Here is a 17202-nt window from a genome sequence, read left to right as displayed (position 1 = left end):
CAGGTCAGACCAGTCCGACGTCCTGGAGCATGGCCAGCGTCTCCTGGAGGGACTCCAGCCGGCCGAGGTCGATGTCGGGGGATTCGAGCGAGTCGAGGGGCGGCAGGTCCTCGACGGTGCTGGTGACGCCCGCGGCCAGCGGGTACTCCTTCGTCCTGTCGGCGAAGTAGGTCTGCGCGTCCTTCGACAGCAGGTAGTCCACGGCCTTCTGGGCGGTGGCGCTCTGCCCGCTGTCCTTGAGGACGCCGGCGCCGGCGACGTTGATCAGCGCGCCGGGGTCGTCGCCGGGCAGGAAGTGCAGCCGGGAGTTGACCTTGTCCTCGCCCTTCTCGGCGACGCGCTCGTACCAGTAGTAGTGGTTGACCAGGCCCAGGGAGACCTCCCCGGCCTCGACGCCGTCGAGGGTGGCGAGGTTGTTGGCGTAGGTCTTGGCGCCGTTGTCCTTCAGGTCCTTGAGCCACTCGCGGGTGGCGTCGTCGCCCTTCAGGACGCGCATGCCGGTGACGAACGCCTGGAAGGAGGCGTTGGTGGGCGCGAAGCCGACCTTGCCCTTCCACTCCGGCTCGACGACGTCGAAGACGCTGTCCGGGACCTTGTCCTCGGCGACCTTGTCCGGGTTGTAGGCGATCACGCGGACGCGCCCGGAGAGGCCGACCCAGTCGCCGTCGGAGCCGCGGTAGGCGCCGTCGACCTTGTCGAGGGTGGCGGAGGGCAGCTTCTGGAGCATGCCTTCCTTGGACAGGGCGCCCAGCGCGCCGGCGTCCTGCGAGAAGAACAGTCCGGCCTTGGTGCGCTCGCCCTCCTCCAGGATCTGCGCGGCCAGCTCGGCGCTGTCGCCGTAGCGCACCTCGACCTTGGCGCCGACGGCCTTCTCCAGGTCTTCCAGCAGCGGCTTGACGAGCTTCTCGTTGCGGCCGGAGTAGATGACGAGGGTGGAGTCGCCGTCCGCGGCCCCGCCGGCCGTGTCGTCGGAGTCGGATCCGGAGCCGCACGCCGCGAGGGCGGGGAGCAGCAGACCGGCCGCGACCAGTGCTGTGATCCGGCGAACCGAGGGGCGTCGCATGGTGTGTGCCTTCCTACGGAGCTCGCCGTCACGCCGCCGGTCAGCCGGTGCGGAGCGAGGGGCGGAGCGATCTGTGACTTTCCTGTGGCTTGATTATGACCATGTTATAAATAAGGTAAAGCTCACCTAACCGTCAAGGGTTACCGAGCTGGCAGCGGGCGTTGCCGCAGAAAGGGCGTGCCCCCGTGATCGATCTCACCGGATCCGTCCCGGCACCCGCCGCTCCCGCACCCGACGTTTCCCGGCCGTGGCCGAAAACCGTCCCGTTCGCGCGTGACCTCGCCGCCCACGGCGACCGCGTCGCCCTCGTCACCCCGGACGGCGAACTGACCTACCGCGAACTGGCCGACCGGGTGACCGCCACCGCCGCCCGCCTCGGACCGACCCGGCGACTGGTGCTGCTGGCCGGCGCCAACCGCGCCGACGCGCTCGTCACCCACCTCGCCGCCCTCTCCGCCGGCCACCCCGTCCTACTCGTCCCCGGCGACAGCGAGAGCACCGTCCGCTCGCTGACCGAGGCCTACGCCCCCGACGTCGTCGCCCGCCCGCGCGCGGACGGAAGCTGGCACCTCGACGAACGCCACCCCGGCAGCGCCCACACCCTCCACCCGGACCTCGCCCTGCTGCTGAGCACCTCCGGCTCGACCGGCTCGCCCAAGCTGGTGCGGCTCTCCCACGCCAACCTCCAGGCGAACGCCGAGTCCATCGCCACGTACCTCGGCATCGACGACACCGACCGCGCGGCCACCACGCTGCCCATGCACTACTGCTACGGGCTCTCCGTCATCCACAGCCACCTGGTGCGCGGCGCCGGTCTGGTCCTCACCGAGCGGTCGGTGTCCGAGGCCGCGTTCTGGGAGGAGTTCCGGGCCGCGCGCGGCACCTCGCTCGCCGGGGTGCCGTACACCTTCGACCTGCTCGACCGGATCGGCTTCGAGCGGATGGAGCTGCCGCACCTGCGCCGCGTCACCCAGGCCGGAGGCCGCCTCGCCCCGGAACGGGCCGCGCACTACGCCCGGTTGGGCCTCCGCTCCGGCTGGCAGTTCTTCGTGATGTACGGCCAGACCGAGGCCACCGCCCGCATGGCCTACCTCCCCGCGCACCTCGCCGCCGAGCGCCCGGAGGCCATCGGCGTGCCGATACCCGGCGGCTCCTTCCGGCTGAAGCCGGTCGACGGCCACGGCCCGGACGTGGGCGAGCTGGTCTACTCGGGCCCGAACGTGATGCTCGGCTACGCCGAGAGCCCGGCCGACCTCGCCCTCGGCCGCACGGTGGACGAACTGCACACCGGCGACCTCGCCCGGCGCGCCCCCGACGGGCTCTACGAGATCGTGGGCCGCCGCAGCCGCTTCGCGAAGATCCTCGGACTGCGCATCGACCCGCAGCAGGTGGAGAACCTGCTCGCCGAGCACGGAGTCCCCGCGTTCTGCGCGGGCGACGGCGAGGCGCTGGCGGTGGCCGCGCTCGAAGGCACCGAGGACGAGGCCGGCATCCGGCGCCTGGTCGCGGACCGATGCGGGCTCCCGGTCCGCGCGCTACGGGTCCGGGTGCTCGCCGAACTGCCCCGCCTGGCCTCGGGCAAGCCCGACTACGAGGCCGTACGACGGCTGACCCGCCCCGAACCCTCCGCACAGCCGGAGCCGCCCGGCACCGACGAGGACCTCCTCCTGCTCTACACCGAGATCCTCGGCCGCACCGACGTCACCGAGGACAGCAGCTTCGTCAGCCTCGGCGGCGACTCCCTCTGCTACGTGGAGATGTCCCTGCGTCTGGAGGAGGCGCTGGGCCGCCTGCCCGCGGACTGGCACACGCGGACCATCCGCGAACTGCGTACGCAGGCGGCTGCCCCGACGGAGGAGCCTCGACGAGGCGTGGCCGGTGCACTGCGCTCCTGGCGGACCCGACGCACCCTGGAGACCGGCATCGCCCTGCGCGCGGCCGGGATCGTCCTCATCGTCGGCTCCCACATCCAGATCTTCGACATCAAGGGCTTCGCCCACATCCTCCTCGGCATCGCCGGCTACAACTTCGCCCGCTTCCAGCTGACCGACGCCGCACGCCGCGACCGCGTACGGCGCCTGTGGCGCAGCATCGCCCGCATCGCGCTGCCGAGCATGGTGTGGATCACCGGGGCGGTCCTGCTGACCGACTTCTACGACCCGGCCAACGCCGTACTCCTCAACAGCCTGATCTCCCAGGGCAACGACCGCTTCGACTGGGCCTACTGGTTCGTGGAGGCCCTGGTCTACTTCCTCGTCGTCCTCGCCGCCCTGATGGCCGTACCGCTGCTGGACCGGCTGGAGCGGCGGTACGTGTTCGGGGTGCCGCTGGCGCTCATGGCCCTCGGCCTGGTCGGCCGCTACGACCTGCTGGGGCTGGCGTCCCAGCGCCCCCAGCTGAGCCCTTCGGTCGTCTTCTGGCTGTTCGCGCTGGGCTGGGCCGCCGCGCGGGCGACCACCGTACGGCAACGGGCCCTGCTCACGGCCGTGCTGCTGCTCACCGTGCCCGGCCTGTTCCACGACCAGCCCCTGCGCACGACGCTCGTCATCGTCGGCCTGGGCCTGCTGATCTGGGTCCCGGCCCTGCCCAGCGTCGGCCCCGTCAACGCCCTCGCGGGCCTCCTGGCGAGCAGCTCCCTCTACATCTACCTGACGCACTACCAGGTCTACCCGTACCTCCAGAACGACTTCCCGCTCACCGCCCTGTTCGCCTCCCTCGCGGTCGGCGTCGGCTACGCGACGTTCGTGACCCGGGCGGCGCGGCGGGTGCGGTGGCTGTGACCGGGGAGGGCCGATCAGGCGCCGACCGTGCCGTCCACGGCCCCGCGGGCGTCGCGCTCGTCGTCGGGCTGCACTTCTTCCCGCTGGCGCGCCTCTACGACCAGTGGCAGTACCGCTGGACGGCGGTACTGCTGACCGTCGTCGCGGTCGTCGGGCTGGTCCTCCACGCGGTCGGCCGCTCCGACGAGAGCGTGCGCGTCGTGGTGGGTCTGGCCTCGGCCGCGGTGCTGTGGGGCTCCGCGTACCACGTGGCTCTGCGGGGCTGATCCTCCCCGCCTCTCAGATCTTCTCCTTCTCCGTCAGGCTCTGCTGTTCGGCTCGGGGAGCGGTCCTCTGGGCCGGCACGGGGAGCTGTTCCCACTGGGTGGTGATCCGCAGATAGCCGTAGATCACCGAGGCCATGGCCAGGAGGAGGAGCGGGCCGGCTGCCCAGGGGTGGGCGGCCATTTCCTCGGGGAGGTAGCGGTACGAGGCCAGGAGGGCTGTGAAGACCGCGGCGCCGTAGGCGGTGAGGCGGAGGCCGGGGCGGTCCCAGCCGCGGTCGTAGGAGCGCAGGGCCGCCTCGATCGTGAGGGTGAAGACCACACCGGCGATGAGGTCGACGCCGTAGTGGTAGCCGAAGCCGAGGGTGGCGGCGAGGGTGGCGACCAGCCAGAAGGTGCCGGCGTAGCGCAGCGGGCGGGGGCCGCTGCGGGTGTGGAGGAAGATCGCGGTGGCCCAGGCCGTGTGCAGGCTGGGCATGCAGTTGCGCGGGGTGTACTCGTCGAACGGCATGGCCTGCGGCGTGCCGGGCGGCACCGGCGTGTCCGGCCACAGGTGGGCCACCGCCCACTGCGCGCTGGGCTCCATCTTGGGCGACCACAGGCTGATCGACGCCCAGTGCTCGGCGCCGGTGCCGTAGGCGAAGAGGGGGCCGACCACCGGGTAGATCATGTAGATGCCGGGGCCGAGGAGGCCGATCACCAGGAACGTGCGGACCAGGTGGTGGGCCGGGAAGCGGCGCTCGACGGCCACGTTGCGCAGCTGGTAGAGCGCGACGACGACCGCGGCCACCGCGAGCTGGCCGTAGACGGTGTCGAGGAAGTTGAAGCCGATCGGGCCGGTGGCCTCGACGATCCTGCCCACCACCCAGGACGGGTCGCCGAGGGCGTGGTCGGCGGTGGCCATGTACTGGTCGAGCACCATGGGGCGGGTCTTGGAGGTGATCAGCAGCCAGATGTCACCGGTCTTGCGTCCGGCCAGCAGCAGCAGGCTCAGGCCGACGCCCTTCAGCAGCAGGGTCCGTTCCGGGCCGGTGCGCCGGGTCACCGCGATGACCGCGCAGCCCAGGATCACCCACAGCGCGCCGTTGCCGAAGGGGTGCCCCTGGGTCACCTCGGCGCCGACCGCCCAGCGGACCACCGCGAAGGCGAGGTCGATGCCGATCGCGGCGGCGACCGCGACGACCCGTTGCCGCCAGGTGAGCACCACCAGCATCAGCGCCAGGCCGGCGTAGAGCATGCCGCCCGACTTCGGGGGGAACACCAGCTCGCGCGCCTGGTTGGTGAGCGGCCCGGGCAGGCCGTAGCTACGTGCGGCGATCTCCAACGCCACGAGGAAGCCGAGGGTCACGACGCCCGCTACGGCCCAGAGTCTGCGGTCTATTCGCCCACGGGACTGTGGTGTTATTTGTCTCAATTTCAGCCACATTTGCTCGTTGTCGATCACCGGCACGTGCGCACATGCTGTCACGGCCGCCACAGATATTACCTTTGTGGTACCGTGGAATGAGTTGCAGTTTTGGTTACCGAAGACACCCAGAGATTTTGTTTCCGGGAGCTTTCCGGATATTTCCGGAGGGGCGATCATCGCGGCGACTCCGGGTCTGCAAGGTGCGGCCCCGGTCACTGCCCCAAGGGAGATACAGCATGGCTACTGGCACCGTGAAGTGGTTCAACTCGGAAAAGGGTTTTGGCTTCATCGAGCAGGACGGCGGCGGTCCCGACGTGTTCGCCCACTACTCGAACATCGCCACCTCCGGTTTCCGTGAGCTTCAGGAGGGCCAGAAGGTGAACTTCGACGTCACGCAGGGTCAGAAGGGCCCGCAGGCCGAGAACATCGTTCCCGCCTGACGTCAACGCCTCGCGTTCCACGTGACGGGGCCCGCGCTTTCGGGCGCGGGCCCCGTTCGTTGTGTTTTAAACCGTCGGCCAACCGCAGGCTCAGTCTTGCGAATTCCGTCGCGGCTCCGGACCGCCGACGGGAATTCCTCGATACGTGCCGCATCGAGGAAGGGTTTTCGTATGAACCGCAGGAACGGCAACGGCACCGGCACGGGCCGCCCGGACCGTAGAAACGGCAGTGGCACCGGCACAGACCGTCCGCGCCGTCCGCGCCGCCCGGCCGACGCGACCGGCGGCAAGCGGCCCCGCCGTACCGGCGCCCCCGCCGCCCCCCGCGAGGACTTCGCACCGCCCGTCACGGGCACCCCGGCCCTGCCGCCCGCCGAGACCTTCGCCGAACTCGACCTGCCCGAACCGCTCACGGCCGCGCTGCGCGCCCAGGGCGTGACGGCGCCCTTCCCCATCCAGGCGGCGACGCTGCCGGACTCCCTGTCCGGACGTGACGTCCTCGGCCGCGGCCGTACCGGCTCCGGCAAGACCCTCGCCTTCGGCCTCGCCCTGCTCGCGCGCACCCACGGGCAGCGCGCCGAGCCCCGGCAGCCGCTGGCCCTCGTCCTGGTGCCCACCCGGGAACTGGCCCAGCAGGTCACCGACGCGCTCACCCCCTACGCCCGAGCCCTGCGCCTGCGGCTGACCACCGTCGTCGGCGGGCTGTCGATCGGCCGCCAGGCGAGCGCGCTGCGGGCCGGTGCCGAGGTCGTCGTGGCGACGCCGGGGCGGCTGAGGGACCTCGTCGAGCGGGGCGACTGCGCCCTGGACCGGGTCGCCGTCAGCGTCCTCGACGAGGCCGACCAGATGGCCGACATGGGCTTCATGCCGCAGGTCACGGCACTGCTCGACCAGGTGCGGCCGGACGGACAACGGCTGCTGTTCTCCGCCACCCTGGACCGTGACGTCGACCGGCTGGTGCGGCGGTACCTGCACGACCCGGTCGTGCACTCGGTCGACCCGCCGGCGGGCGCGGTCACCGCCATGGACCACCATGTGCTGCACGTCGAGGACGACGACAAGCACGCCACCACGACCGAGATCGCCGCCCGTGACGGGCGGGTGATCATGTTCCTGGACACCAAGCACGCGGCGGACCGGCTGGCGAAGAAGCTGCTGGCGGTCGGAGTGCGCGCGGCGTCCCTGCACGGCGGCAAGTCCCAGAACCAGCGCACCCGGACCCTCGCCCAGTTCAAGGACGGCCACGTCACGGCCCTGGTCGCCACCAACGTCGCGGCCCGCGGCATCCACGTCGACGCGCTCGACCTCGTCGTCAACGTCGACCCGCCCGCCGACCACAAGGACTACCTGCACCGCGGCGGCCGTACCGCACGCGCGGGCGCGTCCGGCACCGTCGTCACCCTCGTCCTGCCCCACCAGCGGCGCGCGATGACCCGCCTGCTGAACGACGCCGGCATCACCGCACGCACCACCCGGACCCGCTCCGGCGAGCCCGAACTGACCCGCATCACCGGCGCCCGCACCCCCTCCGGCACCCCCGTCACCCTCCCCGCCCCGGCGGCCTCCGCACCCGTCGAACGCCCCCAGGGCCCCCGCTCCTCCGGCCGCCGCCGAGGCGGACGCCGCCCCCGCCCCCGCTCCTGACGCCCCCACTCCTGACGCCCTCTACGGAACCCCCAGCTCGAACAGCGCGTACCCCGCATAGGAACCGGACGCCAGTGCCGCGAGCCCGAGCAGCAGGTACAGGTGCGCCGGGCTCAGGCGGCGCAGGGCGAGGGCCGGCGGGATGAAGAGCGGGAAGAGCGGGAGCAGGTAGCGGGAGACGTTGGCGAAGATCTGCTGGCTGCCCAGGACCAGGACGAGGGTCAGGGCGGTGTAGACCAGCAGGACCAGCGGTGGGCGTAGTCGGACCAGCAACGGCAGCAGGGCCAGGGCCAGCAGGACCACGCCCGTCGCGATGAGGTCGGCGTAGGGCCAGACGAAGAGGTAGTCGGAGTGGCCCACTGGCACCGAGGTGAGGACGTCGACGGTGTGGCGGCCGTAGTCCCACTCGTGGGCCCAGGCGCCGGACTGGAGCTTGAAGTAGCCGCCGTAGTCGCCCATGCGGTGGCCCGTCCAGCCCAGGTAGGCGAGCAGGCCGAGGGGGGCGACGGCGATGGCGGTCACCGGGCGCGCGATGCCGTCCTGACGGCGGTGGACCGCGAGCAGGGCCGCCACGGCCACGGCGCCGATCAGCGCCACCGCCGTGGGCCGGTTGAGCCCGGCCGCGCAGGTCAGGAGGCCGGCGGTGAGCCAGCGGCGGGTCATGACGGCGTGGCAGGACCAGGCGGCCAGCGCCACGTAGAGGGAGTCGGAGTAGACCGCCCACTCCACGCCGGAGCCCGGCCACACGGCCCACAGTCCGGCCGCCGCCAGTCCGGCCCGCCGGCCTCCCAGCCTGGCGGTGACGGCGTGGATGCCGAGGGCCGCGGCGAAGGACGCGAGGACGGAGACCAGCAGGCCGGCGCCGTACAGGCCCAGGCCCGTCACCTCGGAGACCAGGCGCATCGCGGCCGGGTAGAGCGGGAAGAACGCCGCCGAGTTCCCTTCGAGGGTGATCAGGCCGGTGGCTCCGGGCACCGGCACCAGCTCGGGGTGGTAGCCGTGCTCGGCGATCTGCTGGTACCACCAGCCGTCCCAGGTGGCCAGGACGTCCCACGGACGTTCGCCGCCGCCGAACCGCGGATGCTTGTCGCGGTAGTCCCCGGCGGAGTGCAGCAGGTACATGAAGACGCCGAACCCGAGGAGCTTCAGCGTGCTGTACAGGGCGAGTACGGGGCCGTAGTACTCGGCGGCGCGCCGCCATCGGGCGGGCGGCGCCTCGACGGGCAGGCTCGCGTTTGGGGCGAGCGTCGTCGTCATACGCGGAACACCCACGCCCGGAAGAGCAGGAACCGCAGCAGCGTCGCGGCCAGGTTCGCGGCGAGCAGTACGGCGAGTTCGGTGCCGTGCGAGGCGGCGGGCACCGCCCGGTGCAGGACGGCGAGGGCCCCGCCGGTGAGCGCCAGTCCGACCAGGAAGACCACGAGGCCCCGCCCCTGGTGGCGCAGCGCACCGCCGCGCCCGCGCAGCCCGAAGGTCAGCCGCCGGTTCCCGGCGGTGTTGGCGACGGCGCAGACCAGCAGCGCGAGCGCGTTGGCGGCCTGGGCGCCCGTCGCGGGGCGCAGTGCCGCGAAGAGCAGCAGGTGGCCGAGCGTGCTCAGCGCGCCCACCACGGCGAACCGCAGGAGCTGGGTGACGAGCCCGCCCGGCGGTTCGGCGCAGCCGCCGCGGCGCAGGCCTGCCGGCGGCAGGGTGCCGCGGGCCAGCGCACCGCCGATCCGGGCGATGCCCCGCAGGTCGGCCAGCGCGGTGGCGAGGATGTCGACGCGGCTGTCGGGGTCGTCCACCCAGTCGACCGGCACCTCGTGGATGCGCAGCCCGGCGCGTTCGGCGATCACCAGCAGCTCGGTGTCGAAGAACCACCCGGAGTCCCGCACCAGCGGCAGCAGCCGCTCGGCCACGTCGCGCCGCACCGCCTTGAACCCGCACTGCGCGTCGGAGAAGCCCACGGCGAGGGTGGAGCGCAGCAGGGCGTTGTAGCAGCGGGAGGTGATCTCCCGTTTGGGGCCGCGCACCACCCGGGCGCCGGGGGCGAGCCGGGTGCCGATGGCGATGTCGGAGTGCCCGGATATCAGCGGGGCGACCAGCGGCAGCAGCGCGGCCAGTTCCGTGGACAGGTCGACGTCCACGTACGCCAGCACCGGCGCCCGCGACTGGGACCAGGCGGCCCGCAGCGCCCGGCCGCGGCCCTTCTCGTCCAGCCGCAGCCACCGCGCCTCGGGGAGTTCGTCGGCCAGGCGGGCGGCGATGCGCGGGGTGCCGTCCGTGCTGGCGTTGTCGGCGACGGTGATCCGGAACGGGTACGGGAACGTCTCGCGCAGATGGGCGTGGAGCCGCCGCACGCTGGGCTCCAGGTCCGTCTCCTCGTTGAACACCGGGACGACGACGTCCAGGACGGGCTCCGGGTGGCGGGTCGGCACGGGGGCGCGTCGCGGCAGGCAGTCCAGGTCCAGCGATCCCTGATTTCTCATGGTTTGTCCTTGTCTGTGCTCTGGCGCGGGGCATGCCGAAGCGGCGCGACGCCGTGCGGGTCGGGTCCGTTACTCGAAGGACCCCGAGGGCTCGGGGAACGTGGGGAACGAGGACGCGTCGGTCGAGGGCTCCCCCTGCGCGGTCGCCGACGGCGAGCGCGTGGGCGGCGCTGTGGTGGTGGCCGTGCTCTCGGGCGGAGGCGGGGAGGCCGTGGCCGTACTCCCGTCCGTGGTCGGGGGCACGGGCGCCTCGGTGGCCGGGAAGGACGTGCTGGGCGGGGCGCTCGGAGACGTGTCCGGCGTCGTGGTCGGGGACGGGTGCGACGTCGGGGACGGGGAGGGCCCGGTGGGCGCGGGACTCATCTCGGGCCGCGGCCGGGGCCCGGTCGGCTCTACGTGGGTGGCGTCGCCCGGCAGCAGGAACACACCGATGCCGAGACCGGCGACGACCAGCACCGAGCCGACGGCCTTCTGCACGGCTCGGGCGCGCTGACGGGCACGCACCGCCGTCCGCAGGCGCTCGCGGTGTCTGGGCTCGAAGGGCGCGGATTCCTCGGTGTCGTGCATCATCCGCGCCAGCTGCCGCTCGAAGTGATCCATGAGGTCCTCCTTCACCGCGCCGGCTCGATGACATCGGCCAGGAGCTGCCGCAGCCGCGCCACACCCCGGGCGGCGTGCGAGCGGGCCGTGCCCACCGGGCACCCGAGCACCTCCGCCACCTGCCCTTCGGGGAGGTCCTGGTAGTAGCGCAGGACGACCGCCACCCGCTGCCGGGGCGAGAGCTGGGCCAGGGCCGCCTCCAGCCGGGAGCGCTCCGCCACGTCCGCGGAGACGTCGCCGAGCTGCGGCACCTCCGGCAGCCGTTCGACGGGACGCTCACCCCACCAGAGCCGTCGGCCCGAGCGGGCGGCGGCGCGCACCATCACCTTGCGGACGTACGCCTCCGGCGCGTCCTCCGCGACCTTGGGCCACACGAACCAGAGCTTGACCAGGGACTCCTGCACCAGGTCCTCGGCCCGGTGCCGGTCGCCGCCCACGAGCAGCCGGGCGAGGTGCAGCAGCACCGCCCACCGGGCCGTCACGAACGCGTCGAACTCACCCGCCCCAGCCTGCTCCATCCCGCCCCGTCCCCGCTCTCGCCAGTTGCCTACACCGGGGGAAAGGCACTGAGTGGCCCCCCACGCTGCACCCGAGCACCGTGATCTGGGTCACTCGGACAGCAGTTGGCCCCCCTCGCCGCGCTCGGGCGAGGGGGGCCAAGTGCCGTCAGATCACCGTACGTCGACGTAGTCGCCGCCGGCCGTGGCCTTCGCCGTGGTGGTGGTGCCCGGGAAGGCGTAGCGCCAGTAGCCGTCCGTCGAGGCCTTCACCGTGGCGGTCAGCTTTCCGGTGCTGGAGGTGGTGACCGTCTTCACGGTCGTGTACGCAGTCGCCCCCTTCTTGCGGAACTGGAGCTTCACCGACTGGCCGGAGTAGCCGCGGTAGCCGCCGAGGGTCTCCCAGTCGCCGCGGGAGAGCTTGCCGGTGATGGTGAGGGTCTTGCCCTTGGTCACCGGCTCGGGGCCGGCGTTGGCCGTCAGCCTCGCGTCCCGCAGCACGGGGACCGACTTGGCGGCGTGCAGGTCGACCAGGCCCGTACCGTCCGCCGACTCCGCCCAGGCGGCCAGCTTCCAGGTGCCGGCGAAGGAGTTCCGGCCGAGGCTCCAGCGCGGATGGATGTAGGCGAACTGCGCCCGGCAGGTGGAGGTCGTCTCGGTGACCTTGGTGCAGGAGGCGGGCCAGGTGCCGTAGAGGACGGCGCTGGGGCTGCCGTACGCGCCCTTGTACAGGTACATGTCGCCGCTCGCGATGCCCGAGGGGTCGGTGGCGGTGAACTCCGCGGTGAAGTCCTGCAGGGGCTGGTCGGTCAGCTTCACCGGCTTGCCGCCGTTGACCACGATGCCGGAGACACGGGTCGCGCCGGCCTTCTCGTCGCCCTGTGCCGCCGGGCCCGCGAACGCGCGGCCGAGGGTGCGGCGCAGGCTGCCGCCCAGGTCGTCGGAGGCGGTGACACGGAGGCCGACGTAGGAGGCGGTGGCCGGGACGTCGAGGGTGGCCGAGCCGTCGGCGGCGACGTCCAGGTCCGTCCAGGTCCTGCCGTCGTCGGTGGTGTAGGCGAGCCCGGTGACCTTGGTGTTGGCCTCGGACGCCTCGGTGTCGCGGGTGGTGGCGCTCGCCTCGATCCGCAGCGCGCCGGCGGCGGCGCGGCCGTAGCCGTTGAGGCCGGGGACGTTCAACCGGGTGTCGATCAGCGGGAGTTCCCTGCCCGAGGCGTACGCCGAGCGGAACGTCCACAGGCTGTGGACGTCCGTGCCGAGGCGGGAGTACGGGACCCGGCGGTGGACGGTCTGGTCGAGGGTGTACACCGTGGAGCCGCTGGGCAGGGCGGCCGACGACAGCGTGTCGTAGGCGTCGAGGCCGTCGGCCTGGGCGTAGGTGACACCGGCGGCGGAGGCGAGCCGGTACGAGTACGTCGCGCGGCCGTCCAGGCCCCGGTGGCCGGCCGTGTCGCCGAAGACGTGCGGCTCGTACAGCCAGATCTTCCCGGCGTTGCGCTGCGAACCGCCCCACTCCCGGCGCACCGGCTGCAGCGGGGCCGCGCCCACGGTCTCGCCCGCGTTCGTGCCGGCGGACAGGGTGCGGTCGGGCAGGTCCAGGGTTGCGTCGCCGGGGCCGTGGTTCAGCAGGCGGCTGTAGGTCACGCCCGGGGTCATGTACTCGGTGAGCGAGGCGGCCACCGGGGCGGAGGCGCCGATGTACACGCCCGTCCACTCGCCGAAGGAGGGGACGCTCTGCAGGTAGGCCGTCGTGCGGGTGCCCGGGGCGGCCACCTTCGTGACGGTCTTCGCCAGCGTCGACCTTTTCACCGTCTTGACGGGCGTGGCCGGGACGGTGCCGGTGAAGCTGTGCGTGAGGTCGTAGCGGTACGGGCTCGGCACGTTCGCCGAGGAGCCCTTCCGGGTGAGCACCTCGTGCAGGCGCAGCGAGACGCCCGGCACCGAGAACGGCGTGACGTACACCTTGTCGGGGCCCGCCCCCGCGAAGCCCGCGAGGTCACCACCCGGGACGCTGATCCACACCGCGGCGGATTCCCGGGTCGCGGTGGTGTCGTCCGTGCGGACCGCGGTCTCCTTGGCCGCGCGCTCGTCGAAGGTGACCGTCTTGCCGGCCGTACCGACGGAGAAGGTGCGGGTGAGCAGGTAGCCCGGCCGCTGCCAGTCCTGGTGCAGCGCGACCGCGAAGTAGTCGCCCGGCGGCAGCTTCACGGTCGAGGAGGGGTTGTAGGAGGCGCCGCTGTCGACCGGGTAGGACGCCCAGGTCTTGCGGTCCCACACGTAGAAGCTCTTGGTCACGACGTCGGCGTTGGTGATGGTGAGCTTCACCGAGTACGTCGACGAGGTGGCGTACGCCGTGTTCCCGGCGGTGTACGTCCTCTTCCCGGCGTCGCCCGCCGGCAGCGCGAGGCGCGCGGCCCTGCGGTCCGCCGCGGACTTCCCGGCCGGCCGCACGGACACCGTGCCGTCCACCGAGGCGACCGAGTAGCGGCCCTCCGTGCCGTCCGCCGTCATGCGGACGTCACGCCCGTCGACGAGGTCGACCCGACCGCCGTTGCCCAACTCTGCGCTCGGCGCGCTGCGCGGCGCCGCCCCCACCGTGCCGGGCCGCTCCTCGGCGGACACCGTCGACGTGGGCGCGAGCAGCAGCGACGCGGTCAGCCCCGCACCGCCCAGCGCCGCGGCGGCGCGTCTTCGCCCGCGAACACCCCGAAAACCGGACATCAAAAGCCCTCCCCTGGCCCGTCTTGTTGATCAGCACACTTTAAGGCTCGGTAAGGACGTCGCTGCACGGCCGGAATGATCCGGTAAATCGTCGAAAGTTTCGAAGCGCAAGACAGCAAGACTGAAGCGCGCCACTCTTCCGCCGGCCTCTGAAGAGCCCTGGCTACCTGCTCTCCGACTCGCCGAACATTTCGAAACATCGACCGAAACCATTGACACTTGACGTGCCCAGGCCAACACTCGCGCTCACGGAGCTCGACCTCTCTGGACGAGGAGGAAGCACGCGCATGAAACCCAGACTGCTGATCAGCAGCATCTGCACCATGCTGCTGATCGCCGTGGCCGCGCTGACGCAGGCGGGGACCGCCCACGCCGACACGGTCGTCGACAGGAACCGGACCGGGACGGACACCGACGGTTACTACTACTCGTTCTGGACGGACGCCCCGGGCACCGTCTCCATGAACCTGGCCGCCGGCGGCAACTACAGCACCCAGTGGCGCAACACCGGCAACTTCGTCGCCGGCAAGGGCTGGGCCAACGGCTCGCGCCGGACCGTGACCTACTCCGGCACCTTCAACCCGTCCGGCAACGCCTACCTGACGCTCTACGGCTGGACGGCCAACCCGCTCGTCGAGTACTACATCGTCGACAACTGGGGCACCTACCGTCCCACCGGAACCTTCAAGGGCACCGTCACCACCGACGGCGGCACCTACGACATCTACAAGACCACGCGGTACAACGCCCCGTCCGTCGAGGGCAACAAGACCTTCGACCAGTACTGGAGCGTGCGGCAGCAGAAGCGGACCGGCGGGACCATCACCACCGGCAACCACTTCGACGCCTGGGCCCGCGCCGGGATGCCGCTCGGCAGCTTCAACTACTACATGATCATGGCGACCGAGGGCTACCAGAGCAGCGGCAGCTCCAACATCATCGTGGGCGGCACCGGTTCGGGCGGCGGCGGTGGCGGTGGCGGCAACACCGGCTGCACGGCGACCCTGTCCGCCGGACAGCAGTGGAGCGACCGCTACAACCTCAACGTCTCCGTCTCCGGCTCCAGCAACTGGACCGTGACGATGAACGTGCCCTCCCCCGCGAAGATCCTCTCCACCTGGAACATCAGCGCCAGCTATCCCAGCGCCCAGGTCCTGACCGCGAAACCCAACGGCAACGGCAACAACTGGGGGGTGACCATCCAGCACAACGGCAACTACACCTGGCCGACGGTCTCCTGCACGGCGGGCTGACGGGCGTTCGTGGCGCGGTGGCCCCGGGCCGCCGCGCCACGTCCGCGTGCCGCCGGGTGGCTCACGCGCCCTGCGGACCCGCCTGCACCAGGCCCGTCTGGTAGGCGATGACGACGAGTTGGGCCCGGTCGCGGGCGTGGAGCTTGGTCATGGCGCGGTGGATGTGGGTGCGTACGGTCAGCGGGCTGAGGGTGAGGATGTCCGCGATCTCGGCGTTGGAGTTGCCCTCGGCGGCCAGGGCCATCACCTCGCGTTCGCGGACGGTGAGTTCGGCCAGGGCGCCCGGGGGCGCGAGGTGGGTGCCGGGGGCGGGGCCGGTGAGGAAGCGGGTGATCAGGGAGCGGGTCGCCGAGGGGGACAGGAGCGCGTCGCCGGAGGCCACCGTGCGGATGCCGGCGAGCAGCGTGTCGGCGGTGACGTCCTTGCCGAGGAAGCCGCTCGCCCCGGCCCGCAGCGCCTGGGCGACGTAGTCCTCGGTCTCGAAGGTGGTGAGGATCAGCACCCGGGTCGCGGCCAGCTCCGGGTCGGCGCAGATCGCGGACGTACCGGCCAGGCCGTCCGTGCCCGGCATGCGGATGTCCATGATGACGACGTCCGGGCGGTGGGCGCGGGCCAGTTCCAGGGCCTCGCGCCCGTCGGAGGCCTCGGCGACGACCCGCATGTCCTCGCAGGAGTCGATCAGGATCCGGAAGGTGGCCCGCAGCAGGGCCTGGTCGTCGGCGAGCAGCACCCGTACGGTCACGGCGTCTCCCTTTCCACGGCGGTGGCGGGCGGCTGGAGCGGCAGCGCGGTGGTGACCTCGAAGCCGCCCTCGGGGCGCGGCCCCGCGCACAGCTCGCCGCCGATGGACTGGGCGCGTTCGCGCATGCCCACCAGCCCGAAGCCGCCGGTCCGGGGCGCCTCGGGGGCGGCGGCCGGGCCCTCGTTGCTGACGGTGACGATCAGCCGGGAGTCGGCGTAGGTGAACCGGACGTGGGCGGTGCGGGCGGTGGCGTGCTTGGAGACGTTGGTGAGTGCCTCCTGCACGATCCGGAACGCGGTCAGGTCCACCCCGGGCGACAGCGGCCGCGGCACGCCCTCCGTGGTGACGGTGACGTCGAGCCCGGCCGAGGCGCACACCGAGAGCAGGTCGGGGAGACGGGCGAGGCCGGGGGCGGGCTCCAGCCGTTCGCTGTCGGGGACGTCGTCCTGCCGCAGCAGTCCCAGGGTGGCCTTCAGCTCGCGCAGCGCGGAGGAGGTGGTGCCGGTGAGGTCGTCGAGGATCTTCCGCGTCTGCTCGGGGTTGCTGCGGGCCAGGTGGGCGGCGGTACCGGCCTGGGCGTTGGCCAGGGCCAGATGGTGGGCCACGACGTCGTGCAGCTCGCGGGCGATCCGCATCCGCTCCTCGGCGACGCGCAGCCGGGCCTCTTCCTCGCGGGTGCGCTCGGCGTGCTCGGCGCGGGCCTGCACGGCCTCCAGGTAGGCGCGGCGCAGCCGGGACATGCTGCCCGCCGCCAGCGGCAGCGCCAGCCAGAAGACGGGGCCGATGACCCGCAGGACCAGGGAGAGGCCGTCCATGGAGTCGGCGATCACGTTGGCGGTCACCATCGCCACGACGATGACGCCGCCCCAGATCCGGACGGTCCTGCGCTCGCACAGGGCGGCCATCCAGTACATCGCGGCGAGCAGCGGGGCCAGCAGCAGCGGGGTGAGCAGGTAGCCGCGGAGGACGGCGGTCACCGTGACCAGCGCGGTGACCGCGACGACCGTACGCGGCCAGGTGCGGTACTTCAGCAGGACCAGGCAGGTCAGGCCCAGCAGGACCTCGGCGAACTTGCCCGGATCCGGCAGCTCGGCGCCGGGCATGCTGAGCTGCGTACCGAGCACCGCGCAGCCGATCAGCGCCACCACGGTCATCACGTCGACGACCCGCGGATAGCGCTCCGCGTACTCCTCGAAGCGGTCGGCGTACCGCTCCAGGCTTCTGCTCATCGTGTTCTCTCGGTCGGGGGCTGCTGTCCATGGTGGACGACGGGTCGGCGAGGGGCCGCCCGGGTCCTGCGCGCGGGCGGCCCCTGCCGTCGGC

At 72.2% G+C, this 17202-nt stretch carries 14 protein-coding genes; 5 read left to right on the top strand and 9 right to left on the bottom strand.

The window, feature by feature from the left end; all coding sequences use genetic code 11:
• Positions 1-4: 4 nt before the first annotated feature.
• Positions 5-1063, bottom strand: coding sequence for an iron ABC transporter substrate-binding protein (locus tag ICC28_RS26590; protein WP_188291246.1), 1059 nt, complete (start codon positions 1061-1063; stop codon positions 5-7).
• Positions 1064-1248: 185 nt separating this feature from the next.
• On the opposite strand from ICC28_RS26590, the gene ICC28_RS26585 reads away from it, so the two are divergent.
• Positions 1249-3843 (top strand): AMP-binding protein, encoded by a 2595-nt coding sequence (locus ICC28_RS26585; RefSeq protein WP_317454107.1) that lies wholly within the window; start codon positions 1249-1251, stop codon positions 3841-3843.
• Complete coding sequence (locus tag ICC28_RS26580; RefSeq protein WP_223189539.1) at positions 3834-4109, top strand: hypothetical protein; 276 nt, start codon at positions 3834-3836, stop codon at positions 4107-4109. Before ICC28_RS26585 ends, ICC28_RS26580 begins: the two co-directional genes overlap by 10 nt.
• A gap of 13 nt (positions 4110-4122) precedes the next feature.
• Here ICC28_RS26580 and ICC28_RS26575 read toward each other — a convergent pair whose 3' ends face one another.
• The gene (locus tag ICC28_RS26575; protein WP_411158628.1) at positions 4123-5454 is read right to left on the bottom strand and encodes a phosphatase PAP2 family protein; all 1332 of its coding nucleotides are present in this window, start codon (positions 5452-5454) and stop codon (positions 4123-4125) included.
• A 296-nt stretch (positions 5455-5750) separates the two neighbouring features.
• Here ICC28_RS26575 and ICC28_RS26570 point away from each other — a divergent pair, with 296 nt between their 5' ends.
• Positions 5751-5954 (top strand): cold-shock protein, encoded by a 204-nt coding sequence (locus ICC28_RS26570; protein ID WP_188291245.1) that lies wholly within the window; start codon positions 5751-5753, stop codon positions 5952-5954.
• 171 nt (positions 5955-6125) lie between these two features.
• A complete protein-coding gene (locus ICC28_RS26565; RefSeq protein WP_188291244.1) occupies positions 6126-7598 on the top strand; it encodes a DEAD/DEAH box helicase in 1473 nt (490 codons plus the stop codon).
• 21 nt (positions 7599-7619) lie between these two features.
• Here ICC28_RS26565 and ICC28_RS26560 read toward each other — a convergent pair whose 3' ends face one another.
• The 5 genes from ICC28_RS26560 to ICC28_RS26540 all read right to left on the bottom strand — a co-directional run bounded on the left by ICC28_RS26560 (position 7620) and on the right by ICC28_RS26540 (position 13884).
• Positions 7620-8855 (bottom strand): hypothetical protein, encoded by a 1236-nt coding sequence (locus tag ICC28_RS26560; protein WP_188291243.1) that lies wholly within the window; start codon positions 8853-8855, stop codon positions 7620-7622.
• Positions 8852-10066, bottom strand: coding sequence for a glycosyltransferase (locus ICC28_RS26555; protein ID WP_188291242.1), 1215 nt, complete (start codon positions 10064-10066; stop codon positions 8852-8854). The genes ICC28_RS26560 and ICC28_RS26555 overlap by 4 nt, the downstream gene beginning before the upstream one ends.
• 69 nt (positions 10067-10135) lie before the next feature.
• Positions 10136-10666 (bottom strand): hypothetical protein, encoded by a 531-nt coding sequence (locus ICC28_RS26550; RefSeq protein ID WP_188291241.1) that lies wholly within the window; start codon positions 10664-10666, stop codon positions 10136-10138.
• A gap of 11 nt (positions 10667-10677) precedes the next feature.
• Positions 10678-11184, bottom strand: a complete 507-nt coding sequence (locus ICC28_RS26545; RefSeq protein ID WP_188291240.1) for a SigE family RNA polymerase sigma factor — start codon at positions 11182-11184, stop codon at positions 10678-10680.
• A gap of 153 nt (positions 11185-11337) precedes the next feature.
• Positions 11338-13884 carry a hypothetical protein gene (locus ICC28_RS26540; protein WP_188291239.1) on the bottom strand — a complete coding sequence of 849 codons (2547 nt, stop codon included), beginning with the start codon at positions 13882-13884 and terminating at the stop codon, positions 11338-11340.
• Positions 13885-14171: 287 nt separating this feature from the next.
• On the opposite strand from ICC28_RS26540, the gene ICC28_RS26535 reads away from it, so the two are divergent.
• The gene (locus ICC28_RS26535) at positions 14172-15137 is read left to right on the top strand and encodes a glycoside hydrolase family 11 protein (protein WP_223189537.1); all 966 of its coding nucleotides are present in this window, start codon (positions 14172-14174) and stop codon (positions 15135-15137) included.
• Between the two features lie 61 nt (positions 15138-15198).
• Here the strand turns inward: ICC28_RS26535 and ICC28_RS26530 are convergent, their stop codons facing one another.
• Positions 15199-15879, bottom strand: a complete 681-nt coding sequence (locus ICC28_RS26530) for a response regulator transcription factor (RefSeq protein ID WP_188291238.1) — start codon at positions 15877-15879, stop codon at positions 15199-15201.
• Entirely contained in the window at positions 15876-17108 is a 1233-nt protein-coding gene (locus ICC28_RS26525; protein WP_188291237.1) for a sensor histidine kinase, read from the bottom strand. Before ICC28_RS26525 ends, ICC28_RS26530 begins: the two co-directional genes overlap by 4 nt.
• Between the last annotated feature and the right edge of the window lie 94 nt (positions 17109-17202).

This window comes from Streptomyces sp. TRM68416 (assembly GCF_014596915.1).
GTDB lineage: Bacteria > Actinomycetota > Actinomycetes > Streptomycetales > Streptomycetaceae > Streptomyces.
The sequence above is the reverse complement of the archived record's forward strand: the minus strand, read 5'-3'. Positions and strand labels throughout refer to the sequence as shown.